The following is a 25,918-nucleotide window of genomic DNA, read 5'->3' on the forward strand; positions in this document are numbered from 1 at the left end:
TATACAGATGGAAGCCGCAGCAGTATGATGAACCTTGCCCTGTTTAAGGGGCAGGGTTCTTTTTGCTTTTTTAGGAAAAATCTACCGCAGGATGGAAGCTTTCTCCTGCCAAACATGACCGCTGGAAAAATGGCTCAAAGTTTGTGATAATAAGGTATGAAAACTTTGTAGATTTGCCTAAAGTTTTGGTTTGATCTCACAGTTTTCCATAGAGGCCAGCCGCCCGTTATTGGGGACTGGCTGCCAGGCAAGCTGACACTTATATCTATAACGCCGCAGGAACAGCTCTGCTGATATGAATTTTCGGTACACACCGTCTGCAGGGACGGGCGTTTATGAACCAGACCATGCCGCTAGCTCAAATCGGATAAGTCTGCAGACCAATCACATGATGACGAAATGAATGTTTTAATGACGACAATGATGAGAGAACGTTTGAATACATGGGAACGCAAGTACGAATGGGAAAGAGGGATTTATTTTGACAGAAAAGGAAATGGTTATTGAACAGAACGGTGAAGAACAGAAGGCACGGGAAAAAGAGCGGATCGTGCAGCAGATTGCCAAGGAGCTGCAGCTGTCCCTGAAGCAGATTCGGACAACCGTGGGACTACTGGATGAAGGCAATACGATTCCGTTTATCGCTCGTTACCGCAAGGAAATGACCGGGGAATTGGATGAGAACCAGCTGCGCGGAATCGAAGAGCGCGTGACTTACCTGCGAAATCTGGAAGAGCGCAAGCGCGAAGTGATCCGGATCATCGACGAGCAGGGGAAATTGACCGGGGAACTCAAGACGTCGATCGAGAAGGCGGCCAAGCTCCAGGAAGTGGAGGACCTTTACCGTCCGTACCGGCAGAAGCGCAAAACCCGTGCCAGCGTGGCTAAAGAGAAGGGGCTCGAGCCGCTCTCCGAGTGGATATTGGCCCAGCCGAAGCAGGGGGATGTTCATAAGGAAGCCGCCAAATACGTCGATGCCGACAAGGGCGTGGAAACGGCGGATGATGCGATTTCCGGCGCGATGGACATTCTGGCGGAGAATTTGGCCGACGACGCGACCATCCGGGCCTGGGTGCGGCGTTATACGATGGACCACGGGATGCTGACGTCGGAAGCCAAGGATCCTGAGCAGGAGTCCGTATACGAGAACTATTACAACTATCGGGAGCTGGCGAAAAAGATGCCTCCTCACCGCATTTTGGCCATTAACCGCGGAGAACGCGAAAATATCCTTAAAGTGGGGCTGGACGTGCAGCCGGAGTCGATCCACAAATTCATGGAACGTCAGGTCATCAAGGGCAGCTCGACGGTTCAGCCGATTCTCACGGCCGTTATTGAAGATGCTTACAAACGGCTGATCGCCCCCTCCATCGAGCGCGAAATCCGCGCTGAGCTGACCGAGAAGGGGGAGAATCAGGCAATTTCCATCTTCTCCGGCAACCTGCGCAGCCTGCTGCTGCAGCCGCCGGTCAAAGGCCGCTGCGTCCTAGGGGTGGATCCCGCCTACCGGACAGGCTGCAAGCTCGCCGTCGTGGACGATACCGGCAAGCTGCTGGAGGTGGCCGTGACGTACCCCACGCCGCCGAACAACAAAAAGAAAGAAGCTGCCGCGAAGTTCACCGGGCTGATTAAGAAGTACGGCATCCAGCTGATTGTGGTCGGTAACGGTACGGCTTCGCGCGAGACGGAGCAGTTCGTGGCTGAGGTGATCAGCGACATCGGCATGCCGGACCTGGCCTACCTGATTGTCAACGAGGCCGGAGCGAGCGTGTATTCGGCTTCCAAGCTGGCTCAGGGGGAATTCCCGGATCTTGACGTTGCGGAGCGCAGTGCAGTGTCCATCGCCCGCCGCGTGCAGGACCCGCTGGCTGAGCTCGTGAAGATCGAGCCGAAGGCGATCGGGGTCGGCCAATACCAGCATGACGTATCCCAGAAGCATCTGGACGAGAGCCTGAAGACCGTCGTCGAATCGGCCGTAAACCATGTCGGCGTCGACGTGAATACCGCTTCGCCGTCACTGCTCTCTTATGTATCCGGCGTCAACGCAACGACCGCCAAAAACATCGTGAAGTACCGTGATTCCAACGGTAAGTTTTTGAGCCGCAAAGAACTGCAGAACGTGCCGCGGCTGGGAGCCAAAACCTACGAGCAGTGCATCGGGTTTATGCGTATCTCCGAGGGGGACAACCCGCTCGACCGTACGCCGATCCACCCGGAATCGTACAAGGTGGTGGACCGTCTGTTCCGCGAGCTTGGTGTCGGCATGGATAAGCTGGGAACATCTGAGCTGTCCGAGGTGCTGGGGCGTCAGGATGTGGATAAGCTGGCGGAGGTGCTGGAAGTCGGTGTGCCTACGCTGCGCGACATTCTGGAGAGCCTTCAGCGCCCGGGCCGCGACCCGCGGGAGGAGCTGCCGCTGCCTATTTTCCGGACGGACGTGCTGAAGATCGAGGATTTGACCCCGGGCATGGAACTGCAGGGCACCGTGCGCAACGTCATCGACTTCGGCGCCTTCGTGGACATCGGAATCAAGAGCGACGGTCTCGTCCACATTTCGCAGCTCAGCAGCGGCTACGTTAAGCATCCGATGGACGTGGTGTCCGTCGGCGATAACGTGACGGTGTGGGTATTGAACGTCGATTTGAAAAAAGGCCGCGTCGGCCTGACGATGCGCAATCCGCATCAGGGAGAATAAGCTTTTCGCAAGATAGTGAGTTAGCAAGATCGGAATTTAACAAGACCGGTATATATGGAGTTCCGGCCAGCATGGCGTTTCTTAACTGGTTCATGATCGCTGCCGGACTCCTTCCCATAGCCCACCCGAAGAATGGAAAAAAAAGGTTTCCGGTCTTCGGGATTTTGGCATGTTCAGGTTTAAGTTTGGTCATGTTCGGCGGCTTTCTTCCGTGCCCGGAATCGCCGGACTTTCATTAGATTCCCGCACATTTTGTCATCGCAGTAGCGTTTGGAGCGGTTGCGGGTATCGTCATAATACACCCAGAGGCAGTCCGGATTCTCGCAAATCCGGATTCTTGCCGTTTCGCCGCCCGCAAGCACATCCGCAAAAGACGCGGCGATGTCCGACATGACCTGCTGCCAGTCCCAGCGAACCGGTCGGTTCCGAGTGGACAGGCTGCCTTCCCGGTAAGACAGCTCTCGAATGACGGGGCCGGCGGACATGACCGCATTCAGCCGGCCGACCGCTTCGCCGTCTGGGGAAATGCCTTGGACGATGGAGGTGACCATACCATGGATCAAGGAGCGGAGCTCTTTAAGCTGCTTCAGCTCGTGGGGTTTCGGTTCATCGAGTAACGGCAGCTGCTGCTCCTGCAGCCATTCCCGCAGCCATCCGGGCCGGTCCAACCGGTCCTCGGACTTGCCGCTGCCCCGCCAATCATGCCAGTCACTGTTCAAAAAATCATCCCAAAGCATACGTTATCCTTCCTTTCAGGTTCATTGTAACAACTAAATAATCATTTTGCTAGTTACTTGACCGGCAGAAATAGAGTGTGTTAATTTATGGATGTAACTAATAAATTAATTTTAGTTCGTTACAAAAAACCGGACAGGGAGGATTTATACATGAGCCAAACTCAGGAGCTGCTGCAAAGATGGGATGAATGCTATGATCAGGAGGGCTGGTATCCGCCGCTTGTACCGGCTTTGGAGGGCGTGACCGCTGAGGAAGCGGCATGGAAGCCGGAAGGGGAAGCCGTCAACTCGATCTGGGAGAACGTGAACCACCTGCTTTATTACAAAGAATATCACCTGCAGCGGATGCGCGGCGAGAATCCTGACTTCAAGGCGTCCAGCAACGATGAGACGTTCAGCAACGTCGAAGACGGGGACGAAGCTTGGCAGAAGACGGTCGATCGGCTCAAAAAGGTCCATGGCGAGGCCAGGAGCTTCCTGTCCGGTTTGAGCGACAGTGAGCTGAACGCGCCGTTTCCGACCAAACCGCTCTCCAGCCTCATTCACAGCCTCATGATGCATGACGCTTATCATACGGGGCAGATTATTATGCTTCGCAAGCTGAAAGGGAGCTGGCCGGCTTCAAGGAGCTTTGAGTAGGGGGGCAAGGAGCACACTGGCTATAGAATCCAACAACAATATACAACGCAAAAAACAGGCGGGTACACGGTACCGGCCTGTTTCCATGGAGCGGGGAAATTTTTGAATATTTATTGGGCGTCCGAGTTTTCTTCCGGGGCGTTTCGGTAGAAGAACCAGCATTCGTTGAGCAGTTTGATCTGGCGTCTGTCTTTTTTATGAAACGCCTTCCTAAGCTGATTACAGAGCCATTGCGGCAAGGGTGATCTCCTCCTCTTGCATTCCGTCTCTACGGTCAGCATATGGGGGGAACGCCCAAAGCGTGCAGGTCTCATCTGAATTTCCCGGGTTCGGCAAGGGGACGGGATTGTATTTTGAAAAATACTTATCCCATCACATATCCCGGCGCCATGATCCCGGTCCACGGCCATTTCAGGCATCACCAGCTTCGGGTGTCCATTGGCCGCTTTGGAGCTTAAAAGGCTTCAAGCTGTACGCGACAGCCTATGCTTCCGCTTCTTCCTCGTACCACTGTTCCAGTTGGGCTTGAAGGGCTCGGATTTCAGTCAGCAGGGCGATGAGGGGATAGCTTTGTTCATCGATCGAAGCAAAGGACTGTTCCAGCGCATTAATGTAGGCAAGTCCGTCCTGAATTTGCAGATGCTCCTGCAGCAGATCAAGCTGGTCGCATTCTGCCACGGCGAGCGGCAGTTCGGGTACGACGGAAGCCGTCAATTTGTCTATTTCCTTATTCAGGCGCAGGTTCAGCGCGCTGAGCTGGTAGGCGTAATCGGCGGGCATTTCCACAAAAAAGAGGTCGGCATTTTTCTGTAAAATTACATATCTCATCTTCGGCATAAGGCGCAAAAATCTCCCTCCATAACATTCTACTTGTCAGTGTAGCGTATGGGGAAGTTATAATTCAAGAGAATGTTTCTTTCGGGACAACCACCCCGAAGACCGTCAAATTCAGTCAGAGGAGGACCCCATGGACGTCATGAGCAATGAAGAGCTGCAAGCTTGGGTGGAGCGGATTTCGAAGGAGAGCTTCGGCTTGCCCTTCAGGCACCAGGCCACGTTCAACCGGCGATTGTCCACAACAGGCGGGCGCTATTTTATGAAAAGCCATCATATTGAGATCAATCCCCATCAGCTCGAAGCGAACGGACGGGAGGAAGTGGAAAAAATCATCAAGCACGAGCTGTGCCACTACCATCTGCACCTGACGGGAAGGGGCTACAGACACCGTGACCCGGATTTTAAAATGCTGCTGAAGCAGGTAGGGGGAAGCCGCTACTGTCAGTCGCTGCCTTCGACGCGGGAACGCAAGGTGCAGCCTTACCGATACCAGTTGGTATGCCGCCAGTGCGGGATGGTGTACCTGCGCAAACGCAAGGTCGATCCCCGTCGTTATCGGTGCGGTAAATGCGCGGGGAATCTTCGCTTGAACAAGCTTGACTCGAGTGTAAAATCATGATAAATTATTTGGTGTTACCGTATAACAATGTTCCCTGATAGCTCAGTTGGTAGAGCACTCGACTGTTAATCGAGTTGTCACAGGTTCGAGTCCTGTTCGGGGAGCCAGTTTCTTGGAGAGATACCCAAGTGGCTATAAGGGGACCCTCTGCTAAGGGGTTAGACTGCGTAAGCGGTGCGAGGGTTCGAATCCCTCTCTCTCCGTTTTGAAATACTTCGTAAGAAAGCTCCCACCGCTTTTGCGGCTGGGGGCTTTTTGGTGTCAAGGGATGAGGACCCTCGGGGGAGGGTTCGTGGGAGCATAGGCTTCGGGAGGATGGGCGTCGCAGTCTCGGAAATAAGTGCACTTTTGCATCTGAATCGCGCCAAGTACGCTTTTTTAGCGTTTGTTTCCTACCCAATGCCCACTTACCTGCTCAGGTGGATATGATTTCAGTGGTGCGCCTCAGCTGCCTAAATTGCAACTAGGAACGTAGCCACTAAGTAAGCAAGCTACCATTACCCGCTTGCCAGCTTCTGAATTACTAAGCCCAGCTCTAAACAAACTAATCAAAAACACTACAAAACAAGCCCCTATCCGTGCCGGACAGGGGCTTGTTCGTCTAAACGATCAAACTTTATTTTTCGTCCTCGTACTCTTCCCGCAGTCCTTCAATCGCTCTTTCGCGCTTGGCGTTTTTGTGCTCAAGGTTGTGGACTTCCTGTCCGGAAATTTCTTCGGCGTGTTCGGCCAAATAATCGTTGGTTTCGTTCATGTTGTCCTGTGTGTTGATAATGGCGGCTTTGATCTTTTCCGCGTTATCAGAACGGTCATCTGGTTTAGCCATGATCTTGTCTCCTTGTCTTGTGTTGATGTCATTGACGTGTATAGGATGCCAAACCTGGGATGATTTTATGCCGGGAAGAGGAGAGGGAAGGAAGCACAATCCGGCACTTTTTTTATAAAAAAATTGTATAAAGGGCTTGCCAACCTTTTTTGTTCTATGCTATACTCATTCTTGTCGTCAAGAAAGTGATGTTACGATATGGCCCGTTGGTCAAGGGGTTAAGACACCTCCCTTTCACGGAGGTAACATGGGTTCGAATCCCATACGGGTCACCACTTTCATCATTGGCAACAGGGATGAGAATCCCAACCAAACACCTTCATAACAGTAGGTGTACCATCTATGCTTATTGGCACACAGGTTGTGGGTCAGCGAGAGCCATTAGCTCAGTTGGTAGAGCACCTGACTTTTAATCAGGGTGTCGAAGGTTCGAGTCCTTCATGGCTCACCAGTTTTTAAATAGCATGTTCCCTTTAAATGTGCGGTAGTGGTGGAATGGCAGACACGCTATCTTGAGGGGGTAGTGGGCGTATGCCCGTGGAGGTTCGAGTCCTCTCTACCGCACCATAATTTAAAACAATGACAATCCTTGCGAATCGGCAAGGATTTTTTGTGTTATCCGCATTATCGAACCTGGGACCGGGTTGCATGGCAAGAAGGTTTCTGGAATACTGGGAGTAATACATATTGCAAACGCTGTCAATGGAGGGGAGCATCGTGAAAATACTCGTATTATGCGACGATAACTGGCATCCGGCTGATGTGGTGAAGGGAGGCTTGGAGCCGCTTCGGACAAAAGGGTTCGATTTTCATTACATACTGGAAACCGATGTCGAATGGCAGGAATCGCTTGAGCGGTTGCTGACGGAATATGACTTGCTGATCCTGGCGAAATCCAATCGGGTCTCTGTGTTAAAAGAACAGCCGTGGATTACAGCGCAAACCGTCGGCCTGCTGCAGCGTTATGTCAGCGCGGGTGGCGGTCTGCTTGTTCTGCATTCCGGTACGGTGGGGTACGCGGACTTGGGGGACATGCGCCGTTTGGTTGGGGGAGGCTTTCGCCACCATCCGGAGCAGTGTTCGGTTACGGTCGAGCCAGTACAAGACACGGAGATCACCCGAGGAGTTCAAGCCTTTACGGAGAAGGATGAGCACTATTTCGTGGATATGGCCGACCCCGGTGACGCAGAAGTATTTATGGTGACCCGGTCGGAACATGGCGAGCAGCCGGGCGGATGGACCCGAACGGAAGGCAACGGGAGGGTCTGCGTGATGACACCCGGTCACAATCTGGCGGTTTGGCTGCAGCCAACCTACCAACACCTGCTGCAGCAAGCTTTGGTATGGACTGCATCTGCGCCGAAAGGAGAATAAAAGTCATGGACCAGGTTGTGTTGATTACGGAAGCTCATCACCCGTGGGAACGTGCACTTGTTCAGGAATTCGCCCAAAGGGGATGGTACGTCATGGCTTGCAGCCCCGTTCCTGAAGAGGGATATCAGGACATTCCTGATCCGGATAAAGTACATGCCTTCACGATGGATACTAGGTCCAAGGAATCGGTGCAAAAGGCAGTTCGGCGGATACAGGATCAGTTTGGCCGAATCGATCTGCTCGTATGCGGAACGGCGTCCAGCCGGCAAGAGGGAACGGCCGGAATCGCCGACATGTCGGCGGACCTCGTACTGGAAGACTACCAGGCGAACACGCTCGGTCCGATTCGTGTCATTGAGGCATGCCTGCCTCTTATGGATAACGGGCTGCAAAGAATCGCGCTGCTGTCCGATGCCCAGGGCAGTTTGGGACTGGGTCTTTCGGGCGCTGGGGCTGGATATGCGATGTCCAAGGCTGCGCTGCATATGGCTTACACCATGCTGCATGGGGATTTGAGCGGGAAGGGGTTTACGTTCCGCCTGTTTGAGCCTGGATCGGAGCTCGATGCAGAGTCTTTGGTTGAAGCGGCTGCTGCTTATTTTACCGAGTCCCGGGGGGATGAAGAGCGGATGGTTATGCTGGATTGGCGGGGCCTGGAGATTCCTTTATAACGGACATGGGAAAGGAGGGATTGGCGGATGAGCAAAAGCAATATCGCCGTTGTCACTGGCGCGGACCGAGGCCTAGGGCTTGGCATCACGAAAAGGCTGCTGGAGCTGGGCTGGGACGTTTTTGCCGGGAGTTACCTGGCGGATTGGCCGGAACTGACGGAGTTGAAGCGGCAGAAGCCGGAGCGGCTGCATGTCATTCCACTGGACGTAGCCAGCGATGAGAGCGTTCAGGCGGCCAGCCGGGCGGTTGAGAGCAAGGCCGATCGGGTGGATGTGCTGATCAATAATGCGGGGATCGCAACGCGTTATCCCAGAACGATTCACGAACAGCAGGTTGAAGAAGAACTGCTGCAAATTTACAACGTCAACGCGGTTGGGCCGATGCGGATGGCGCAGGCGTTTATGCCGCTGCTGAGAGCGGGAACCGGAAAGCGCATGTGCTTTGTGTCTTCGGAAGCGGGGAGCCTCAATCGCAGCTTCCGGGATAACTGGTACGGATACTGCATGTCTAAGACTGCGCTGAATCGTGGCGTCCAATGCCTTTTTGACGAACTCCGTCCTGAAGGCTTTACTTTTCGCCTGTACCATCCAGGCTGGGTCAGATCCTATATGTCGGGTGAGCTGAATACCCACGGAGATCTGGATGCCGATGACGCGGCGAGAATGGCGGTGGCTTATTTTCTGCGGGACCGCTATGAAGGTCAAGGGATTCAAGAGGAAGACCGGCTGGTCATGAGGGACTGGTTGGGCAGGGAATGGCCTTGGTAAGAAGTTAATACGGAAAAAAGGAAAAAGCGCACCTTGCGGCGCGCTGGAAGGGTCGGACCTCATAGGGTGTCCGCCCGGACGGCAGCCGGGGGTGCGCTTTTTGTTGTGTCCTTAAGGCGTCATCTGCGGAGATTCGCGGTGGTGCGTGTTCTGCTCAAAGCTGTACGCCAGTTTGATCAGCTCCGGCTCGCTGAAGGCTCTGCCGAAAAAGTCGATGCCTACCGGCAGATGGTCGCTGGTGAAGCCGGCCGGTACGGTGACCGTCGGCCAACCGGTGAAGGAGCTTAGTTTAAAGGCGTCGCCCGCCACCTGTTCCTGACCGATGTTCACCGCCGTTTTGGATGAGGTCGGGAAGATAAGAGCATCCAGATGGTTGTCCGCCATCATTTGAAGGACCGCATCCTGCACGTATTTGGTGCGGAACAGGACGATGTCCTTGTACTCCTGAGCATCCAGCGATTCGCGGTTGTTGCGGTCGATCAGGGCCTTTTCAATGGACGGGTCGTATTTGCCCGAAGCGATCAGTTCGTCCAAAGACTTGTACGGCGTAGCGTCGCCGAGGGATTTCAGGTAATCGTTGAATTGGAACTTGAACTCCCAGGCACTCAGGCTTCCGTATTTGTTGATGAGATCGAAATTCGGGATTTTGACGTTGTCCACCATCGTAGCCCCGGCAGCTTTCATCTCTGCGATGGCCTGGGAAACGACTGCATTGACCTGGGCGTCGTCCCCGAAAACTTCGCGGACGATGCCGATTCGTGCTCCCTTTAGACCGTCTTTATCGAGATAATCCGTATAATCCTTCGGCACAAAGCCGACGCTCTTCGCCGTGGCGATGTCCCTCGGATCATAACCGGCCGTCGCGTTCAATATGAAAGCAGCGTCTTCCACGGTACGGGCGATCGGTCCGCCGGTATCCTGCGTCAGGGCAAGCGGTGCGATGCCGTAGCGGCTAGACAGGCCGACTGTCGGACGAATACCGACCAGGCTGTTGAACGAGGAAGGTATCCGGATCGATCCGCCGGTGTCGGTACCCATGCCTACAGCGGCCAGATTTGCGGCAACTGCGGCTGCGGTTCCGCCGCTGGATCCGCCAGGCACGCGGGCCAGGTCATAAGGATTCAGCGTCTGCCCGCCCAGAGAGCTGACGGTTGTATACCCAAAGGCGAATTCATGCAGATTGGCTTTACCGAGGATGATTGCTCCGGCATCGCGCAGCTCCTTAACCTGTGTGGCATCCTCCGGAGGAATCACATCTTTTAGGCCGATATTTCCGGATGACGTCGGCATGTCGGATGTGTTGTAGTTGTCTTTGACGATCACCGGAATCCCGTGCAGCGGGCTGCGTTCCCCGTTGGCTTCGCGTTCAGCGTCCAGTTGCTTCGCCGTTTCCAGCGCTTTCTCGTTCAAGGTGATGATGCTGTTCAGCTTGGGCCCCTGATCATCGTATTTATCGATCCGGTCCAAATACTGCTGAACGAGTTCTTCGGACGTCAGCCGGCCGGTTTCCATCGCCTTTTGCATCTCCGCGATGGTCGCTTCCGTCAGCTTGAACGGCTGCAAATATTGATAAAGGCGGTAGATGATCGTGGCGGCTTCCCGGTGCGTCAGCGGCTTGCCGTACCCGAAGGTTTGGGCGGAGCTGCCCTGCATGAGACCGGCGGTAAAGACATTGGCGATGGCTTTGCTGTACAAACTGCCGCCGGCAATGTCTTGGTAGTCCGCTGAAGCAGCGTAAGGGACACGGATAACGGAGTCCAGCAGCGCGGCGGCTTTTTCGCGGGTCAATGCGCCGTTCATATTGGAACCGGAGGGGCTCACCGTCGTTCCGGCTTCTTCAGCCGCGAGTTTCATCGCTTCGGCAAACTCAGCCGCGGTAATCGGCTTGCTGCTAGCGGTAAGGGAGGTCAGAGATTTGGGCATCCAGCTCTGGGACAGTGCGTCGGTCGTCTCACTGCTTAAAGCCGCTCCTGAAGTGTCGGGCGATGCAAAGGCCAACGTCGGGGTCAGAGATAAAGTAGAAACGAGTAAAACCGTTAATAGATTGCTCTTAAAACTCTTCAAGTCGTTCTCCTCCAATACAGCGTTATGTATTCTGACCTTTATGGCGGAAGGAAGGCTGCGTTTGAAGTCTCCGCGGGAGAAACTTCGCAGGATGGAGGACGAACCCGCAGAAACTGGGGATAAACGAATGCCTTCACTCCGTCATTGGAGTCTATTATATTGAAGGAGAGTTAACATGGATTGTACAAAACGGAATTCGTGTAAGGAAAGTTGACAAAGGAATACTGGATTAAGATTTCCGGAGGAGCTGAACCATCCAGCGGGTCGGACACTCGCAGCTGAATTTTTTGAATTCGTGGATAAAGTGGGCCTGGTCGTAGTAGCCGTATTCCGAAATAATGTCGTTAAAAGCCGTCCGCGACGGATGCAGCAGTCTGCCCACGGCCGATTGATATCGGATGATTTGACAAAACAGCTTGGGTGAGAGGCCGATATACGTCTCGAACAGGGAACGAAAACTCCGCGTTGAGCAGCTCATGGCTGCTGAGAGCTCGGCTATGCTGATATTGCCGTGGGAATGGAAAATAAGCCGGATGGCCCGGTAAAAGTTTTGCGGTGCCGAAGCTGCACTGCGTGCCGCGGAATGAAGAAGCTGGCGAAGGCCGCTGTGGAAAGCGGATATTCTGCGATGGAAGGAGGCGCCTTCCGCCTGGATTTGCTGCGCCCAGCAGGGCGGAATCGATAATGCGCGAGTGAGCGGCGTGGATCGGTCGGGCAATTCTTTTAACGGAATGTTTAATGTGGGAGCCAGGGAGACGGGGAGCAGCCGGACGCCGAAGTATAACGTGCCTGGACGAAATGGCACCTCCCGGCGGCAAAGAACGCTGCCGAGGATGAAGGAATCGGAAGGGGAGCCGCCGGCAGGGAACAAAAAATCGACATGGCCCCCGGGCAGCACAGGGCAGCGTCCGGAGTGGCCAGACGGGACCGAGAATTGGTAGAACAAAACAGGCAGCGGAGTGTCGGGTGATACGTCACGGTGCTCGGTATAATCGGTAAAGTGTTTGGCAAAACCCGGCTGAACGGGCAGAAACATCTCGAAGGCTGTGGATGCGGCCAGTATGTTCATCTTAATCTCTCCCCGGAATCGAAATAGAAATATGGTTTTATGATAGATAATATGACTATTTTACTCCCAGATCGATATTATTGGAAGTATATTTAACTTTTTGAGTTATATAACATGACATATATAATTCTGTTTTGATTCCTCTGTCTTAAGTTGGGGAGAGTTTGGAATAGAAACCTCAAGCGGACTCTGATGAATAGAGTGAGGAATGGGACTTGTGATTGATGACTGCTCTTGTATAAATTAAAAAGCACCCCTCTGCCAAAGCAGAGAGATGCTGAATTCGATCAGTGGCCAAGGGGCTTTAAGGGGTCGCGGACGTTCCGGCGTCACGGTTTGGCGTGTTGTTGTTCTTGGCCCGTTTGATCAGGTGGAACGCGTATACCCCTATGAATAGGGCGAGGAACACGGATGCGAAACGGTACATCGCGCCGTAAGTCGAATATTGGGCGATCTGGCCCAAAATCATGGCTCCGACAGCGATCCCGAGGTCAAGCGAGTTGAAATACATGCTGTTGGCCAGTCCCTGCTTTTGCGGTGGTACCTGCTGCAGCATCCAGGATTGCAGTGTCGGCTGAACGGTGCCGAATCCAAGGCCGTAGAACAGGGCGGCCAGGGCTAAAAATCCGGTGGTATGGGCATAGGACAGCAGCCATAGTCCTCCGATGAGCAGCACCGCCGCCGGCATCAGCAGGGCGATGTGCCCTTTGCGATCGTAAATTTTGCCCGAGATGGGCCGGATCAGCACGACAGCAGCGGCGTTGAACAGAAAGAAGAGCGATGCGTTCGCGAGACCGGCTTCTTTTCCGAACAAATTAATAAAGCTGAGCAGTCCGCCATAGGTGATGGACATCAGCAGGTTCATCAGACTGGGCAAGAGGAGCGCCTTTGGAAAGCCCTGCTTCTGTGGAACCGCCGTAAATTCCTTCGGAATGGCCGGGGCGGCCGGCTTTACTTTTTTGGTTAGCGGAATGACCAGCGGGAAGATCAGGGCAATGACGATTAACGTGGCGTATACCAGCGTGTTGAACCCTTTGTTCTCCAAAAGCGCCGTCCCGATGACAGGTCCAAGCGAGAGGGCGATGCTCGTCGACAGTCCGAAATAGCCCATCCCTTCGCCAAGCCGACGTACCGGAATAATACCGGATGCCATCGTAGGCAGCGTCGTGCTGCCCATGCCGAAGCCCACACCGAACAGGATCCGCATCAGCAGCAGCAGTGCCATCGTGCCGCTCCACAGGTAACCGAGGGTGGCCAGCAGCGCCAATGCGAGACCGATATATAAGATTTGATTGCGGATGCCTCTCTCCAAAGCTTTGGCAGAATACAGGCGAGCCGCGATAGCGGCCAGCGAGAACAGGGTTGTAAACATGCTGACCATGAAGGCGTTGGCGTGAAAGTGTTCTTTTACATAGCCTGACAGAGGGGATACAATCATTTGCAAATTTAAAAATAACAGCAGGTTGCACAGCGTGAGCATAACAAACTCGCGTGTCCAAAGTTTCTCTCGGGTGTCGTTCATAGGTGACTCCTACTCCATTGAAATTCGATCTATATTTTTATTGATTTGATCCATGATGCGGCTCAAAATCTCCAGCTGCTCGTCCGTAACACCGGCAATCAGCTCGTCGTTGAGTTTCAGCTCCATCGGAATCGTTTCTTTCATCAGCTCCTGCACAGCCGGCGTGGCAAAGATCAGATAAGCCCGGCGGTCAGCCGGATCCGGCTTGCGCTGAATTAGTTCTTTCTTGTCCAGCACATCGAGAATGCGGGTGATGGAAGGCTGGTCTTTGCCGGAACGAAGCGCGAGTTCCTTCTGGTTGATGCCTTCCTGGAGGTGAACCTGGTACAGTACGGTCCATTGCTCGGGCGTGATGCCGTAAGGTTTAAGCAGGCCTGCAAAAATAGAGGACATTCTGCGGGACATATTTCCGTAACGGAAACCGATCGTCTGGGACGAAGATGAGAAGCGGGTCAGGGGAAACACTCCTTCAAAATATAATTGTCATAACAATTATATGGATATGAACAAAAAACGTCAACGAAAAAAACTGCTGTGCGTTAACGATTATTGTGAAGGAGTGTTTTGTTGTGAAAGAAGGCTGAAAATTTTGTGTGATTTACTGGTGAGTTGGAGTGTCCAATATGGACGAATACTTGGGGTACAGCCGCCGTATGCAGTCCGGACAAATATCGTGCGTGAATTCGGTGTGGGCGTGCTTTTGCAGAAAGCTCTCAATGGAATTCCATATATCATCGTCGTCGCGGATTCGTTTGCAGACAGCGCAGATGGGCAGCAATCCGCGGAGAGTCCGGATTTGGGATAAGGCGGTCATTAAATCGTCCTCAAGCTGTTTGCTTCGGCTGATATCCGAGAGGCAGATGACCATACCCCGGATTTCGTCTCTGGCGCCATTCCGCAGCGGGAAAGCTTCGATCTGAAACCATCGGGAGGGCTGGATGCAGCTCGACCGGAACTCGTTCTTATAGAACGGTACTGTGCCCTGCAAAACCGCTTGAAGGCTATCCGTGTCGGGTTCGTCTTCTTCGGAAAGGGCGTCGGCAATTTGCATGAAATTAACGCCAACCCAGTTAAATGATCTGGGGACGCCTTCGTCATGGGCGCTTTGAATCCAGGCGTGGTTCACAGAAATGATAACTCCTCCGGCATCCACGACGGCAATCGACTGCAGCATGGAATGGATCAGTTCATGAAAAGAAATGTCGGGTGTGTGCAAAAGCGGTCGCTCCCTGTCTTGGTATTGGTCGTAAGTGGGCCCGAATCGCGTTTGAAAGGCATCGTCTGATATGAAGTGAATGATTGCAGGGCGGTTGGAATAGAAAAGGCACTAATGATACAATAAGAGCCATAGGTATGGAAATTCCTAATATAAAGAATACTATACACGTTTTTGCGTCATATTGCAAGTACAAAATTACTTAAATGCGTCGTTTCTTTTGCGACATGATTGGAAGGCGGTTTTTTATGCAATCCATTTACGGACGTATTGAGGCATTGATTAAGCAGAAGGGGATGACAAAAAAATCGTTTTGTGAGCAGCTTAATATCAGTACAGGGAATTTCGGGGATTGGAAAAGGGGAAAGTCTACCCCGAGCACCAATAAATTGATTGAAATTTCGAGTTTCTTTGGCGTCAGCCTTGACTGGCTGATTCTGGGCAAGGAACCGGAGCCGTATATGATTAAAGAGCAGCAGGATCCATATCTGTGGGAGAACGGACGGCAGTTGAACGAAATTCCGTTGTCCGATCACGAGAAGGAGTTTATCAAGGAGTATATCAGGTTTGTGGAATACCGGAAAAACCAGTCTCGTGATAAGTAAGATCAGGGATCGAGTACATAAATGGGAATAGAAAAGGCACTCCGCTGCAGCAGGCAGGGCGGTGTGCCTTTTTAGTGTTGGGTAAGGAATCACGAGGCGATATGGGAGTTGTTCTCTTGGATATTGAAGAGGTTCTTGGGCAGGCAACTTTTCTCCGACATCCAGACCCGCTCCATTTCGGCCGTCCATTTGCCCGCCAGTGTTTTCGCGTCGAGACGCGGAATATTCAGCGAGCGGGAAGCGAGCTGGATGCATGTGCAGACAGCAGATTGCATGTATCCATAAACGGCGTGGTCGCAGCTGGACCCGAGCTGGTAGTTGACATAGGCATGCGCCGTGGCCAGACAGACGGGGGAACGGTCTTCATGCGCGATCTCATCAAGTGCCTTTAGGTTAAGCCAGGGGTACAGGGCCTGGGCCAGCTTCAAAAGTCTTCTGCCTCGTTGACACGCCGCCTCATCATCTTCATTCGTAACGATCCTGCCAAGGATGTGCCGGTCAATCCGGGCGATCTGACGGATATCCTGTTGGTCTGCAGCCTCATAGATCGCCTGAATGGCTGTGCCGTCTTGTCGGACCAAATGCTTCATCAGCGGATGGAGGATGAAGCCTTCCAGCTCTTCCTGGCTCTGAATGCGCCCCTCTGCAATCCGGGTTTGGAGGTCGAACACATGGCTAAAGCCTCCGACCGATAAATCGTTATCCAGCATTTGTACGTAATCGAGCAGTTTGGTGCTTTTGTCGTTCAACACGGTCACCTCCTGATATCTATTGAAATTCAGTGGTAAAAAACATTACGTCATTTGCACGAACAAATCAGAATCCGCTATAATATGTAAGTTAATATTACATAATTATGGTGATTTGTCAATAAAAAGGCGTTTGTATTGTTGTTAATGTCATTATGTGTAATATAATATTACATAATAACTGACATTGAGATAAATCTCTTTACAATTCAGAGGGATTTGTGTATAATAAAAAAGTTCGCTAAATGAACTTTTGATGTGCGGTAGTGGTGGAATGGCAGACACGCTATCTTGAGGGGGTAGTGGGCGTACGCCCGTGGAGGTTCGAGTCCTCTCTACCGCATCTGATCTTGACACAGGAAAGAAGCTTCCTTGGAGCAATCCGGGGAAGCTTCTTTTTTTGCTTATTACATCTTCGTATATTTCGGGATCCCCGCAAAGCAAATGAATTCAGATCGCAGCATGAGCATCACTTTATGGGAGATTTTTGCCTATTCGCTTTTACGGGATTCAAGCAGCTTCCGGATGTCGCCTTCGATTTTGTCCGGCGTGGTTTTGGGAGCGTAACGCTTGATGACCCTCCCCTTGGAATCGACGAGGAACTTGGTAAAGTTCCACTTGACCGCTTTCGAGCCGAGCACTCCCGGCGCTTCCCGGGTGAGGTATTGAAACAGCGGATGGGCGTTACTTCCCTTGACATCGATTTTCTCAAACATCGGGAACGTGACTCCGTAATTCATTTGGCAGAATTCCCCGATCTCTTCGCTGGTTCCCGGCTCCTGATTGGCAAACTGGTTGCTCGGAAAGCCGAGAATTTGAAAATGATGGTCGCGGAACTCGTCGTACAGCTCCTGCAGCCCGCGATATTGCGGCGTAAAACCGCATTTGCTGGCCGTGTTCACGATCAGCAGCACGTCACCTTCATACTCCTTTAACGATACCTCTTTGCCGCGAAGCGTGTTTACCTCAAAATCATAAACGCTCACTGCCATCCTCCTCCTTTTTCTGCTGCTGTGGATGATCATCCAAACGAAGCATTTACCATGTACACAATTTAATTTTAAACTATTTAAATGCAATGTCAATGCGATGATCTTTACCGAGCCGTGTCTTAGAACGTCCTGGTTTTCGCAAACATGCCAAATCGGGAGCATGAAAGAGGTAGAAGTCAAAAAGCCAAAATGTAAGCGCTAATAAGAGCTTGAATGTTCCAAAATTCGCGGTTCATGATTTTTAGGCTGCCTTTACAGCTTGGAAGGAGCGGGTGTATGATTCAGAGCGTATTCAATACAGTTTCCATTACTAATCGCTGAGTTTCCGCAAAATAGCGCGGAAATCGGGGGAACCAAACGCGTGCCATGGAGCAGCGAACCGGTGTGAGAGTCGGGGGTCTGCTGCCAGCCGCAGGGGTGAATCCCGGCTTTGGATGCCATGGATCCAGCCGGGTAGAGCGACTCTCACCGCTCGAATCCGTCAGCTAACCTCGTAAGCGTCGTTTGAGAGAGGAATGATGAAACTTGCGACCCGAATAAACTTTCGGATCACAGGGGGATCAGCTGACCTCTGTGGTTTTTTTTTACCTAATTTTAGCATGATGAGCAATTTGAAAGTTTTCATAACAATCACATACAGATGTCAATAACGCTTAATCCCAGCCGGAAACGGTCGGGAGCGGGGGAACCACAGCGCCCCGTCCACAAGATTGGACGGGCGCCGGGGTGAATCTTTCCGGCACGGCAAGTACCGGAAAGTAGGGCGACTCTCACGCCCGAATCCGACAGCTAACTTCGTCAGCGTAACGGGAGAGGCAGCATTCGTCGTGCGCATTTTGAATAGAGGGCGTGTATATTCGCCCAGGTTCAAGAAGCCGCGGGAAAGGTCTTTCTTTCCCTGCGGCTTCTTTTGCGTATACGCGGCTGCCGCATAGGAGGAGCCCTTCGAAATGGACAACGTCGTCATCGTGACCGCGCCGAACGAGGCGGGACGCAATTTTATCAAGCTGCTGATGTTTTGGAAAAGGCCTTTTGCCGTTCTGACCAACAGTGCCCAGGAGGAACGACTCTTGAGAAAAATGGGAGTGCAGCGGATCATCCGGCTGAATACGAACAATGCGGTGGATTGGGTGGTGCCCGAGATGGAGGTCGGCAAAATCTTTCTGTTTGAAAGCAGCCTCAACCTGACCTGCCGCTATTTGCAAATCTGTCGTCCCTGGACGTCGGAACCGGTATATGTCATTACGCAAAGGGGCGGCTCACCCGGCATTTACCGGGGGCTTGGAGCCGATCACATCATTTATACCTTAAACGGCGAAGTCGGATTTTTATTGAAATAAAGATGAGTTCAAACATGCAAAGGAGAGACCGGAAACGATGATGGATGTATATATGATACTTGCGCTCGCTGCCACTTACGGTGTGTTCTTGTTATTTCTTCATTGGTGCGGGCGAGTGGTGGAAGAAGGGGGCAAGGACCAATGATTGTCGTTGGAGCATTCGCCGTTCTTATCTTTGTCTATTTGGTTTACGCCTTGATCCATCCGGAAAAATTTTAACCGGGTTTTAAATCTGTAAGCCTCAAGGGGCAAAAGCAGAACATGTTCGTTAGAGGGGGAAGCCAACCTTGGATATTTTGCAAATTTGTATCGTGATCTTCGTGCTCCTGCTGCTCGTGAAGCCGGTGGGCACTTATGTATACCATATTTTCTCCAATGAACCGAACCGGACGGACCGAATCTTCGACGGCGTGGAGAGATTTTTGTACCGGATCATCGGACTGAAGCAGCGGGGCAGCATGAATTGGAAAAAGTACGCGCTCAGCATGATCGCAACCAATATTTTTATGGTAGCCGTCAGCTATATTCTGCTCAGAACGATGGGCGCCCTGCCGGTTAACCCGAGCGGCATTGGCAATATGGAGGCGAGCCTGTCCTTCAATACGGTCATCAGCTTCATGACGAACACGAACCTCCAGCATTACAGCGGAGAGAGCGGCATGTCCTATTTTGGCCAAATGATCGTCATCACGATGATGATGTTTACCTCGGCGGCCTCGGGCCTGACCGTCGCGATTGCTTTTATGCGCGGCATAACCCGCAGAGGTGAAGGGCTTGGAAACTTCTTCGAGGACTTTATCAAGGCGCATGTCCGCTTGTTCCTGCCGCTTGCGCTCATCGTGACCCTGGTGTTGGTCGGACTCAAGGTGCCGCAGACGCTGGAGCCGATGCGGGCCGTACAAACGCTGGGCGGCGGCGTGCAGCAGATTCCGCTTGGCCCCATCGCTTCGCTGGAATCGATCAAGCATCTGGGAACCAACGGGGGAGGGTTCTTCGGGGTCAACTCGGCCCATCCGTTCGAGAACCCGCGCCCTCTGTCCAACGTGATCGAAATTCTTAGCATGTGGACGATTTCGGCGTCGCTGCCTTATACGTTCGGACGGTTTGCCCGGAACAAGAAGCAGGGCTGGATGATTTTCAGCGTCATGATGACACTGTTCGTAGCGTTCCTGTGCCTGACGTATTTCTCGGAAAAAGCAGGCAACCCGCTGATTAACCAGCTGGGAATCAACGGCTCGGGCGGCAGCATGGAAGGCAAGGAGGTGCGCTTCGGCATCGCGCAGTCCGCGTTGTTCACGACCGTCACCACCGCCGCAACGACGGGGTCGGTCAACAACATGCATGATACGCTGACGCCGCTGGGAGGGCTGGCGCCTCTGGCTGAAATGATGCTGAACGTCGTGTTCGGGGGTAAGGGGGTCGGCTTCGTCAATATGATCATGTACGCGATCCTCGGCGTGTTTATCTGCGGCCTGATGGTCGGCCGGACGCCGGAATTTCTGGGGCGGAAGATCGAAGCCCGGGAGATGAAGCTGATCGCGGTGGCGATCCTGATGCATCCCTTCATTATTCTTGCGCCGACGGCGATTTCGTTTATGACGCATCTGGGAACCGACGCCTTCTCAAATCCTTCGTATCACAGCTTGAGCCAGTCGCTCTATGAGTTCACCTCCTCGGCAGCGAATAACGGCTCCGGATTCGAGGGACTGGGGGACAATACCGTATTCTGGAACGTCAGCACCGGTCTGGTGATGCTCCTCGGCCGATATATTTCGATTATCGCGCTGCTTGCCGTTGCGGGTTCGCTGGCGGTGAAGCAGAAGGTCGCCGAAACCCAAGGCACCTTCCGGACCGACAACAAGCTGTTCGCCGGCATTCTGACCGGAACCGTGCTGCTGATCGGAGCGCTGACTTTCCTTCCGGTCCTCGTTTTGGGGCCGGTAGCCGAATTTTTAACACATAACTAAAGAGGTGGAGCAAGTCATGAGCGGACAACGCAAAAGTATGCTGTCTGGCGGCATTGCCAAACAGGCGCTGAAAGACAGCTTTATGAAACTGAATCCGGCCGTAATGATGAAAAATCCGGTCATGTTCGTCGTGGAGGTCGGCACCTTCGTGGTGCTGCTGATGGTTCTTTTCCCCTCGTATTTTCATACCGAGGGACGGATAGGGTTTAATCTGACCGTCTTCCTGATATTGCTCTTCACGGTACTGTTCGCGAATTTCGCGGAGGCGCTGGCGGAAGGCAGGGGCAAGGCCCAGGCCGATACGCTCAAGAAGAGTAAAAAAGAAACGACCGCGAACAAAATTGTGGGCAGCGAAATCAAAGTCGTCAGCTCGACCGAGCTGCGCAAAGGCGACGTCGTCATCGTTTCTCAAGGCGAAATGATCCCGGGGGACGGGGAAGTCATCGAAGGCCTCGCATCGGTGGACGAATCGGCGATTACCGGCGAATCGGCACCCGTGATCAAAGAAGCCGGCGGCGATTTCAGCTCGGTCACGGGGGGAACCCGCGTCGTCAGTGATCAGATCAAGGTGATGATCAAAAGCGACCCGGGCGAATCGTTCCTCGACCGGATGATTTCGCTGGTCGAAGGGGCCGCGCGGCAGAAGACGCCTAACGAAATTGCGCTTAACACGCTGCTGACGACGCTGACCTTGATCTTTCTGATCGTGGTCGTGACGCTGGCACCGATTGCCAAGCACTTCGGTATTTCGCTGGATATCCCGGTACTGATCTCACTGCTCGTGTGTCTCATTCCGACGACGATCGGCGGGCTGTTGTCCGCCATCGGCATTGCGGGCATGGACCGGGTTACGCAGTTCAACGTGCTGGCCATGTCGGGGAAAGCCGTCGAGGCTTCCGGCGACATCAACACGATCATTCTGGATAAAACGGGCACGATTACCTTTGGCAACCGGATGGCGAGCCAGTTCATCCCGGTCGGTGGTGCAGACTACGCAGAAACGGCCTATTGGGCGGCTGTTAGCTCGGTTAAAGACGAGACGCCGGAAGGCCGCTCCGTGCTGGAGCTGGTGAAGAAGCAGTCGGTGGAGGTGCATCCGGAAGCGGCGGCTGCCGGAGAGTTTATCGAGTTCAAGGCGGAGACGCGGATGAGCGGCATCGACCTTACCGACGGACGGCATGTCCGGAAAGGGGCGGTGGACGCGGTGAAGCGCTGGGTACTGGCCCAAGGCGGAACGATTCCGGAAGATCTGGATCCGGAATCCGATAAAATTGCGTCGGAAGGCGGTACACCGCTGGCAATCGCCGTGGACAATCGCATATACGGGCTGATTCATCTGAAGGATACGGTCAAACCCGGCATGCGGGAACGCTTTGACCAGCTCCGGCAGATGGGGATCAAGACGATCATGTGTACCGGCGACAACCCGCTGACTGCGGCTACGATCGCACGGGAGGCGGGCGTCGACGATTTTATCGCCGAGAGCAAGCCGGAGGACAAAATCGCGGTCATCCGCCGCGAGCAGGCCGAAGGCAAGCTGGTCGCCATGACCGGCGACGGCACGAACGACGCGCCGGCGCTGGCTCAGGCCGACGTTGGGCTCGCGATGAACAGCGGTACGGCGGCCGCGAAGGAAGCAGCCAACATGGTCGACCTCGATTCCGACCCGACGAAGATCATCGAGGTCGTGGCGATCGGCAAGCAGCTGCTCATGACCCGCGGCGCGCTCACCACGTTCAGTATCGCGAACGACGTGGCCAAGTATTTTGCCATCATTCCCGCCATGTTCATGGCCGCCATCCCGGAAATGAACGTGCTGAACGTGATGAAGCTCGGCTCGCCGCTTTCGGCGATCTTGAGCGCCCTGATTTTCAACGCGGTCATTATTCCGCTGCTGATTCCGTTGGCGATGAAAGGGGTGGCCTACAAGCCGGTAAGCTCGTCGCGACTTCTGAGCCGCAACCTGCTGATCTTTGGCCTTGGCGGCGTGATTGCGCCATTTATCGGCATCAAGCTGATTGACCAGGTGGTTCATCTGTGGATTTAGATGGAATGAACTAAAGAAATGAATGTTACAGGCTGCATAGGGCTGTTATAACAGGAAGCTCAAAGCAAACTTTAGCTCAATCAATTTGATAAGAGATAGATTACGAAAAAGGGATGATACGATATGAAAACGACGGTGACGACGGCGGTCGGCGAAGAAAAGTGGAAGGGTTCCTTGTGGGGTGTCGCGCTGCGCTCGAGTCTGGTGCTGATTGTCCTATGCGGGATTGCGTACCCGCTGGTGAGCACAGGCCTGGCCCAGCTGATCTTCCCAGGCCAGGCGAGCGGCAGCATGGTAAAGGACGGCACGGGAAAGGTCGTGGGTTCCGAGCTGATCGGCCAGTCCTTTACGGACCCATCCTTCTTCCAGGGGCGGGTTTCCAGCATTGATTACCAGGCGGAAGGTTCGGGATCGAACAACTATGCCCCGTCTAATCCCGAGCTGCTGAAACGGGTTCAAGCCTCGATCGCAGATTGGCAAAAGAACAACCCGGACGTACCGGTCAGCGAGCTTCCGGTGGACCTGATCACAAACTCGGGCTCCGGGCTTGATCCCCATATTACGCCGGAATCAGCCAAAGCCCAGGTACCGCGGATCAGCAAGCTGCGCGGTGTTTCGGCCGATGAGCTGAACCGTCTCGTCGAGCGGTACACGGAAGGCCGGGACCTCGGCGTATTCGGCGAGAAGCGGGTCAATGTGCTGAAGCTGAATTTGGCCCTGAGTGAGCTCGGCAAGTCCTGACAATGAAAAGCCCCGTATCCATGGAGTCCATGAGATACGGGGCTTTTCTTCGTGTCCGTTCCTATTATCCGAAAATGGTCTGAACAAGAAGGTACACGTTCAGGACAATGATGAAAGCCGCCACGACCCAGGCCAATATTTTGACCCAAACCGGATTGACGAACTTGCCCATAATCTTCTTGTCGCTTGTAAACTTGACCAGCGGAACCACCGCAAACGGCAGCTGGAGGGACAGGATGACCTGGCTTAGAATGAGCAGATCTTCGGTGCCGCGCTCTCCGTAGATGGCTGTCACGATGACCGCCGGGATGATGGCGATCATCCGGGTGATCAGCCGGCGCAGCCAGGATGGCAGCCGCAGGTTCAGGAAGCCCTCCATGACAATTTGTCCGGCGAGCGTGCCGGTCAGCGTCGAGTTTTGGCCCGATGCCAGCAGGGCGACGGCGAACAAAATGCTTCCGAGCGTTGTACCGAGCAGCGGTGTCAGCAGATGGTACGCATCGCTGATGTCGGCGACGGTGGTCATGCCCGCCTTGTGGAAAGTCGCCGCCGATACGATCAGGATCGCCGCGTTGATGAACAGGGCGAGCGTCAGCGCGATCGTCGAATCCCACACGGAAAATTTAATGGCTTCCCGCTTGCCCTTGTCGGTATTATCATACTGCCGGGTCTGCACGATCGATGAGTGAAGGTACAGGTTGTGCGGCATAACGGTCGCTCCCAGGATACCGATCGCGATATAGAGCTTCTGGTGATCGGTCACCAGATCGGCCGTCGGGATGAACCCGGTGAGAATGCTGGCGGCATCCGGCTTGGAGAGCCACAGATCGATCCCGAAGCACAGTCCGATCGTCACGATCAGCACGATGACGAGTGTCTCGATCGCCCGGAAGCCCTTATGCTGCAGCAGCAGTACGAGCAGGACGTCGAGGGCGGTAATCAGCACCCCGTACAGGATCGGAATGCCGAACAGCAGTTTCAGGGCGATCGCCGAACCGATGACTTCGGCCAGATCGCAGGCTGCGATGGCCAACTCGCACAGCACCCACAGCCCGATGCTGACCGGTTTGCTGTAATGGCTCCGGCATGCCTGCGCCAGGTCGTGTCCCGTGACGATGCCGAGCTTGCTGCACAGCGACTGGAGCAGGACGGCCATCAGGTTCGACAGCAGGATCACGGCCAGCAGCGAGTATCCGAACCGGGATCCCCCGGCGATATCCGTTGCCCAGTTTCCGGGGTCCATATAGCCGACCGCAACCAGATAGCCGGGGCCGACGAAGGCTAGAAATTTACGGAAGGTCGAGGCATTCACCGGGACCTTCATGGATTGGTTTACATCAGACAGCGAAGTTCTTTCCTTCGGTTTCTCCCACGTATTGGACTTGGAAGGATGTATGATTTCGGTGTCTTTCATATGCATCACACCTTGTTAAAATTATTGTAATGTAATAAATGTTCTACTATTCATTGTACTCATACAAATTTGTTTGTCTAGGGAAACTTTTATGTGGTTGTACAATTATTTTTGGGGAAGACAAGAATAGGATGTGCTCTTTTCCGAATCGCCATTACCCGATGGACCCCGTTTCAAATCGAAAGGATCGCTTTAATTAATGAAGGTAGGTTACATTCAGGAAAAGGAGTCGATGAACATGAAAGCTCTATATACGGCAACGGCAACGGTCCATGGCGGCCGGGAGGGTTCGGTCGCATCCTCCGATGGTGTCCTGAAGCATGAACTCAGTATGCCCAAGGAACTCGGCGGAGCCGGCGGCAACGGAACCAATCCGGAGCAGCTGTTTGCAGCCGGGTACGGTGCCTGTTATGAAAGCGCACTGGCCAATGTGGCCCGACAGGCCGGCGTGAAGCTGAACGATGTGGAAGTCACTTCCAACGTCATGATTGGGAAAGACGAGAGCGACGGCGGTTTCCGTCTTGCGGCCCGTCTCGATATTAAGCTTCCCGGAATTGAACGCGAACAAGCGGAAGAGCTTGCGAAAAAAGCGCACGAATTCTGCCCGTATTCCAAAGCGACGCGGGGAAATATCGATGTGGAGCTGAACGTCATTTAAATATCACCAAGATGCGCAAAAACAAAAGCCGGGGGCTTCACCACGCGGTGGCGGCTGCTTCCGGCTTTTTTCGTACCCTTTTTCGGCATGACATCCTGGAACGATTTTCACCGCCCGGGAGTAAAATAGTTAGGCGTCATAGGAAAAGGGGAGGTTAGCTTGAATTATATTTTGGAAGGGAAAAAGAAGGGCCGGTTTGGCTCGATTCTGGATATTTTCTTTGGTTGTTAGGCATCCTTTATATTGAAGGGAAGCGAAAGTGAACGGTACTGTAGAGACATATTGGGGCCGGATACGTGAATTACATACCCTTCTTTGTTGACATGATATATAAAATTCATTTAATATGTCTAAGTACTTGTTACGTA

General features: G+C 53.4%; 25 protein-coding genes, 6 tRNA genes and 2 riboswitches. Of the genes, 19 read left to right on the forward strand and 12 right to left on the reverse strand.

Annotated features, from left to right (window positions below; all coding sequences use genetic code 11):
• Positions 1 to 496: 496 nt before the first annotated feature.
• On the forward strand, positions 497 to 2,695 hold the full coding sequence (locus CJP46_RS08910) for a Tex family protein (protein ID WP_094596107.1): 2,199 nt from the start codon (positions 497 to 499) through the stop codon (positions 2,693 to 2,695).
• 179 nt (positions 2,696 to 2,874) lie between these two features.
• Here CJP46_RS08910 and CJP46_RS08915 read toward each other — a convergent pair whose 3' ends face one another.
• Positions 2,875 to 3,432, reverse strand: a complete 558-nt coding sequence (locus CJP46_RS08915) for a CGNR zinc finger domain-containing protein (RefSeq protein WP_094595274.1) — start codon at positions 3,430 to 3,432, stop codon at positions 2,875 to 2,877.
• A gap of 150 nt (positions 3,433 to 3,582) precedes the next feature.
• On the opposite strand from CJP46_RS08915, the gene CJP46_RS08920 reads away from it, so the two are divergent.
• Entirely contained in the window at positions 3,583 to 4,071 is a 489-nt protein-coding gene (locus tag CJP46_RS08920) for a DinB family protein (RefSeq protein ID WP_094595275.1), read from the forward strand.
• A gap of 110 nt (positions 4,072 to 4,181) precedes the next feature.
• Here the strand turns inward: CJP46_RS08920 and cmpA are convergent, their stop codons facing one another.
• Both cmpA and CJP46_RS08930 read right to left on the reverse strand, forming a co-directional pair.
• Positions 4,182 to 4,310, reverse strand: coding sequence for a cortex morphogenetic protein CmpA (cmpA, locus tag CJP46_RS08925; RefSeq protein ID WP_094595276.1), 129 nt, complete (start codon positions 4,308 to 4,310; stop codon positions 4,182 to 4,184).
• A 244-nt stretch (positions 4,311 to 4,554) separates the two neighbouring features.
• A complete protein-coding gene (locus tag CJP46_RS08930; protein ID WP_094595277.1) occupies positions 4,555 to 4,908 on the reverse strand; it encodes a hydrolase/acyltransferase in 354 nt (117 codons plus the stop codon).
• 139 nt (positions 4,909 to 5,047) lie between these two features.
• Between CJP46_RS08930 and CJP46_RS08935 the strand changes: the two genes are divergently transcribed.
• The 3 genes from CJP46_RS08935 (at position 5,048) to CJP46_RS08945 (ending at position 5,730) form a co-directional block, all read left to right on the forward strand.
• Positions 5,048 to 5,527 carry a SprT family protein gene (locus CJP46_RS08935; protein ID WP_094596108.1) on the forward strand — a complete coding sequence of 160 codons (480 nt, stop codon included), beginning with the start codon at positions 5,048 to 5,050 and terminating at the stop codon, positions 5,525 to 5,527.
• 31 nt (positions 5,528 to 5,558) lie between these two features.
• Positions 5,559 to 5,634: transfer RNA gene (locus CJP46_RS08940), tRNA-Asn, on the forward strand.
• 7 nt (positions 5,635 to 5,641) lie between these two features.
• Positions 5,642 to 5,730 (forward strand) — tRNA-Ser (locus tag CJP46_RS08945).
• Positions 5,731 to 6,143: 413 nt separating this feature from the next.
• Here CJP46_RS08945 and tlp read toward each other — a convergent pair.
• Positions 6,144 to 6,353 (reverse strand): small acid-soluble spore protein Tlp, encoded by a 210-nt coding sequence (tlp, locus tag CJP46_RS08950; protein WP_094595278.1) that lies wholly within the window; start codon positions 6,351 to 6,353, stop codon positions 6,144 to 6,146.
• A gap of 200 nt (positions 6,354 to 6,553) precedes the next feature.
• Here tlp and CJP46_RS08955 point away from each other — a divergent pair.
• From CJP46_RS08955 to CJP46_RS08980, 6 genes are all read left to right on the forward strand, one after another.
• Positions 6,554 to 6,628 (forward strand) — tRNA-Glu (locus CJP46_RS08955).
• Between the two features lie 100 nt (positions 6,629 to 6,728).
• Positions 6,729 to 6,804, forward strand: a tRNA-Lys gene (locus CJP46_RS08960).
• 30 nt (positions 6,805 to 6,834) lie between these two features.
• Positions 6,835 to 6,920, forward strand: a tRNA-Leu gene (locus tag CJP46_RS08965).
• Between the two features lie 150 nt (positions 6,921 to 7,070).
• Positions 7,071 to 7,727 (forward strand): ThuA domain-containing protein, encoded by a 657-nt coding sequence (locus CJP46_RS08970; protein ID WP_179281103.1) that lies wholly within the window; start codon positions 7,071 to 7,073, stop codon positions 7,725 to 7,727.
• Between the two features lie 5 nt (positions 7,728 to 7,732).
• Positions 7,733 to 8,398 (forward strand): SDR family NAD(P)-dependent oxidoreductase, encoded by a 666-nt coding sequence (locus CJP46_RS08975; RefSeq protein WP_179281104.1) that lies wholly within the window; start codon positions 7,733 to 7,735, stop codon positions 8,396 to 8,398.
• A gap of 27 nt (positions 8,399 to 8,425) precedes the next feature.
• Positions 8,426 to 9,166 carry an SDR family oxidoreductase gene (locus CJP46_RS08980; protein ID WP_094595281.1) on the forward strand — a complete coding sequence of 247 codons (741 nt, stop codon included), beginning with the start codon at positions 8,426 to 8,428 and terminating at the stop codon, positions 9,164 to 9,166.
• Between the two features lie 111 nt (positions 9,167 to 9,277).
• Here CJP46_RS08980 and CJP46_RS08985 read toward each other — a convergent pair whose 3' ends face one another.
• The 5 genes from CJP46_RS08985 to CJP46_RS09010 form a co-directional block, all read right to left on the reverse strand.
• Positions 9,278 to 11,230, reverse strand: a complete 1,953-nt coding sequence (locus CJP46_RS08985; protein ID WP_256992271.1) for an amidase family protein — start codon at positions 11,228 to 11,230, stop codon at positions 9,278 to 9,280.
• A 229-nt stretch (positions 11,231 to 11,459) separates the two neighbouring features.
• Entirely contained in the window at positions 11,460 to 12,299 is an 840-nt protein-coding gene (locus CJP46_RS08995; protein ID WP_094595283.1) for an AraC family transcriptional regulator, read from the reverse strand.
• A gap of 304 nt (positions 12,300 to 12,603) precedes the next feature.
• Complete coding sequence (locus tag CJP46_RS09000; protein ID WP_094595284.1) at positions 12,604 to 13,821, reverse strand: MFS transporter; 1,218 nt, start codon at positions 13,819 to 13,821, stop codon at positions 12,604 to 12,606.
• A 9-nt stretch (positions 13,822 to 13,830) separates the two neighbouring features.
• Positions 13,831 to 14,214 carry a MarR family winged helix-turn-helix transcriptional regulator gene (locus CJP46_RS09005; RefSeq protein WP_179281105.1) on the reverse strand — a complete coding sequence of 128 codons (384 nt, stop codon included), beginning with the start codon at positions 14,212 to 14,214 and terminating at the stop codon, positions 13,831 to 13,833.
• A gap of 205 nt (positions 14,215 to 14,419) precedes the next feature.
• On the reverse strand, positions 14,420 to 15,037 hold the full coding sequence (locus CJP46_RS09010; protein WP_094595286.1) for a nitrogen regulation protein NR(II): 618 nt from the start codon (positions 15,035 to 15,037) through the stop codon (positions 14,420 to 14,422).
• A 248-nt stretch (positions 15,038 to 15,285) separates the two neighbouring features.
• Between CJP46_RS09010 and CJP46_RS09015 the strand changes: the two genes are divergently transcribed.
• Complete coding sequence (locus tag CJP46_RS09015; protein ID WP_094595287.1) at positions 15,286 to 15,642, forward strand: helix-turn-helix domain-containing protein; 357 nt, start codon at positions 15,286 to 15,288, stop codon at positions 15,640 to 15,642.
• Between the two features lie 89 nt (positions 15,643 to 15,731).
• Here the strand turns inward: CJP46_RS09015 and CJP46_RS09020 are convergent, their stop codons facing one another.
• Positions 15,732 to 16,391, reverse strand: coding sequence for an urease accessory protein UreF (locus CJP46_RS09020; protein ID WP_094595288.1), 660 nt, complete (start codon positions 16,389 to 16,391; stop codon positions 15,732 to 15,734).
• Between the two features lie 260 nt (positions 16,392 to 16,651).
• Between CJP46_RS09020 and CJP46_RS09025 the strand changes: the two genes are divergently transcribed.
• Positions 16,652 to 16,734: transfer RNA gene (locus CJP46_RS09025), tRNA-Leu, on the forward strand.
• Between the two features lie 148 nt (positions 16,735 to 16,882).
• On the opposite strand, the gene CJP46_RS09030 is transcribed toward CJP46_RS09025, so the two are convergent.
• On the reverse strand, positions 16,883 to 17,377 hold the full coding sequence (locus CJP46_RS09030) for a glutathione peroxidase (protein ID WP_094595289.1): 495 nt from the start codon (positions 17,375 to 17,377) through the stop codon (positions 16,883 to 16,885).
• A 311-nt stretch (positions 17,378 to 17,688) separates the two neighbouring features.
• Positions 17,689 to 17,899: riboswitch (cyclic di-AMP (ydaO/yuaA leader) on the forward strand.
• Positions 17,900 to 18,023: 124 nt separating this feature from the next.
• A riboswitch (cyclic di-AMP (ydaO/yuaA leader) is annotated at positions 18,024 to 18,201 on the forward strand.
• Positions 18,202 to 18,333: 132 nt separating this feature from the next.
• Between CJP46_RS09030 and CJP46_RS09035 the strand changes: the two genes are divergently transcribed.
• The 5 genes from CJP46_RS09035 (at position 18,334) to kdpC (ending at position 23,478) form a co-directional block, all read left to right on the forward strand.
• Complete coding sequence (locus CJP46_RS09035) at positions 18,334 to 18,723, forward strand: hypothetical protein (protein WP_094595290.1); 390 nt, start codon at positions 18,334 to 18,336, stop codon at positions 18,721 to 18,723.
• 141 nt (positions 18,724 to 18,864) lie between these two features.
• Entirely contained in the window at positions 18,865 to 18,942 is a 78-nt protein-coding gene (gene kdpF, locus CJP46_RS37510) for a K(+)-transporting ATPase subunit F (RefSeq protein WP_373557986.1), read from the forward strand.
• Between the two features lie 68 nt (positions 18,943 to 19,010).
• Positions 19,011 to 20,690 carry a potassium-transporting ATPase subunit KdpA gene (kdpA, locus tag CJP46_RS09045; RefSeq protein WP_094595292.1) on the forward strand — a complete coding sequence of 560 codons (1,680 nt, stop codon included), beginning with the start codon at positions 19,011 to 19,013 and terminating at the stop codon, positions 20,688 to 20,690.
• A 16-nt stretch (positions 20,691 to 20,706) separates the two neighbouring features.
• Positions 20,707 to 22,737 carry a potassium-transporting ATPase subunit KdpB gene (gene kdpB / locus CJP46_RS09050; protein WP_094595293.1) on the forward strand — a complete coding sequence of 677 codons (2,031 nt, stop codon included), beginning with the start codon at positions 20,707 to 20,709 and terminating at the stop codon, positions 22,735 to 22,737.
• 123 nt (positions 22,738 to 22,860) lie between these two features.
• Positions 22,861 to 23,478 (forward strand): potassium-transporting ATPase subunit KdpC, encoded by a 618-nt coding sequence (gene kdpC / locus CJP46_RS09055; RefSeq protein WP_094595294.1) that lies wholly within the window; start codon positions 22,861 to 22,863, stop codon positions 23,476 to 23,478.
• Positions 23,479 to 23,542: 64 nt separating this feature from the next.
• On the opposite strand, the gene CJP46_RS09060 is transcribed toward kdpC, so the two are convergent.
• Positions 23,543 to 24,892, reverse strand: a complete 1,350-nt coding sequence (locus CJP46_RS09060) for an Nramp family divalent metal transporter (protein WP_094595295.1) — start codon at positions 24,890 to 24,892, stop codon at positions 23,543 to 23,545.
• A gap of 238 nt (positions 24,893 to 25,130) precedes the next feature.
• Between CJP46_RS09060 and CJP46_RS09065 the strand changes: the two genes are divergently transcribed.
• Positions 25,131 to 25,550 (forward strand): organic hydroperoxide resistance protein, encoded by a 420-nt coding sequence (locus CJP46_RS09065; RefSeq protein ID WP_089549991.1) that lies wholly within the window; start codon positions 25,131 to 25,133, stop codon positions 25,548 to 25,550.
• Positions 25,551 to 25,918 lie beyond the last annotated feature (368 nt).

Origin of the sequence: Paenibacillus sp. XY044 (genome assembly GCF_002257645.1) — a bacterium.
GTDB lineage: Bacteria > Bacillota > Bacilli > Paenibacillales > Paenibacillaceae > Paenibacillus_AQ.

What these genes read in the sequence shown, in the direction of transcription:
- CJP46_RS09000 (WP_094595284.1), bottom strand. Translation starts at nt 13,821, where the DNA reads ATGAACGACACCCGAGAGAAACTTTGGACACGCGAGTTTGTTATGCTC.
- CJP46_RS08935 (WP_094596108.1), top strand. Translation starts at nt 5,048, where the DNA reads ATGAGCAATGAAGAGCTGCAAGCTTGGGTGGAGCGGATTTCGAAGGAG.
- kdpB (WP_094595293.1), top strand. Translation starts at nt 20,707, where the DNA reads ATGAGCGGACAACGCAAAAGTATGCTGTCTGGCGGCATTGCCAAACAG.
- CJP46_RS08980 (WP_094595281.1), top strand. Translation starts at nt 8,426, where the DNA reads ATGAGCAAAAGCAATATCGCCGTTGTCACTGGCGCGGACCGAGGCCTA.
- CJP46_RS09060 (WP_094595295.1), bottom strand. Translation starts at nt 24,892, where the DNA reads ATGAAAGACACCGAAATCATACATCCTTCCAAGTCCAATACGTGGGAG.
- CJP46_RS09065 (WP_089549991.1), top strand. Translation starts at nt 25,131, where the DNA reads ATGAAAGCTCTATATACGGCAACGGCAACGGTCCATGGCGGCCGGGAG.
- CJP46_RS08920 (WP_094595275.1), top strand. Translation starts at nt 3,583, where the DNA reads ATGAGCCAAACTCAGGAGCTGCTGCAAAGATGGGATGAATGCTATGAT.
- CJP46_RS08910 (WP_094596107.1), top strand. Translation starts at nt 497, where the DNA reads ATGGTTATTGAACAGAACGGTGAAGAACAGAAGGCACGGGAAAAAGAG.
- CJP46_RS08915 (WP_094595274.1), bottom strand. Translation starts at nt 3,432, where the DNA reads ATGCTTTGGGATGATTTTTTGAACAGTGACTGGCATGATTGGCGGGGC.
- tlp (WP_094595278.1), bottom strand. Translation starts at nt 6,353, where the DNA reads ATGGCTAAACCAGATGACCGTTCTGATAACGCGGAAAAGATCAAAGCC.
- CJP46_RS08995 (WP_094595283.1), bottom strand. Translation starts at nt 12,299, where the DNA reads ATGAACATACTGGCCGCATCCACAGCCTTCGAGATGTTTCTGCCCGTT.
- CJP46_RS09005 (WP_179281105.1), bottom strand. Translation starts at nt 14,214, where the DNA reads ATGTCCTCTATTTTTGCAGGCCTGCTTAAACCTTACGGCATCACGCCC.
- CJP46_RS08930 (WP_094595277.1), bottom strand. Translation starts at nt 4,908, where the DNA reads ATGCCGAAGATGAGATATGTAATTTTACAGAAAAATGCCGACCTCTTT.
- CJP46_RS09015 (WP_094595287.1), top strand. Translation starts at nt 15,286, where the DNA reads ATGCAATCCATTTACGGACGTATTGAGGCATTGATTAAGCAGAAGGGG.
- CJP46_RS08975 (WP_179281104.1), top strand. Translation starts at nt 7,733, where the DNA reads ATGGACCAGGTTGTGTTGATTACGGAAGCTCATCACCCGTGGGAACGT.
- CJP46_RS09035 (WP_094595290.1), top strand. Translation starts at nt 18,334, where the DNA reads ATGGACAACGTCGTCATCGTGACCGCGCCGAACGAGGCGGGACGCAAT.
- kdpF (WP_373557986.1), top strand. Translation starts at nt 18,865, where the DNA reads ATGATTGTCGTTGGAGCATTCGCCGTTCTTATCTTTGTCTATTTGGTT.
- kdpC (WP_094595294.1), top strand. Translation starts at nt 22,861, where the DNA reads ATGAAAACGACGGTGACGACGGCGGTCGGCGAAGAAAAGTGGAAGGGT.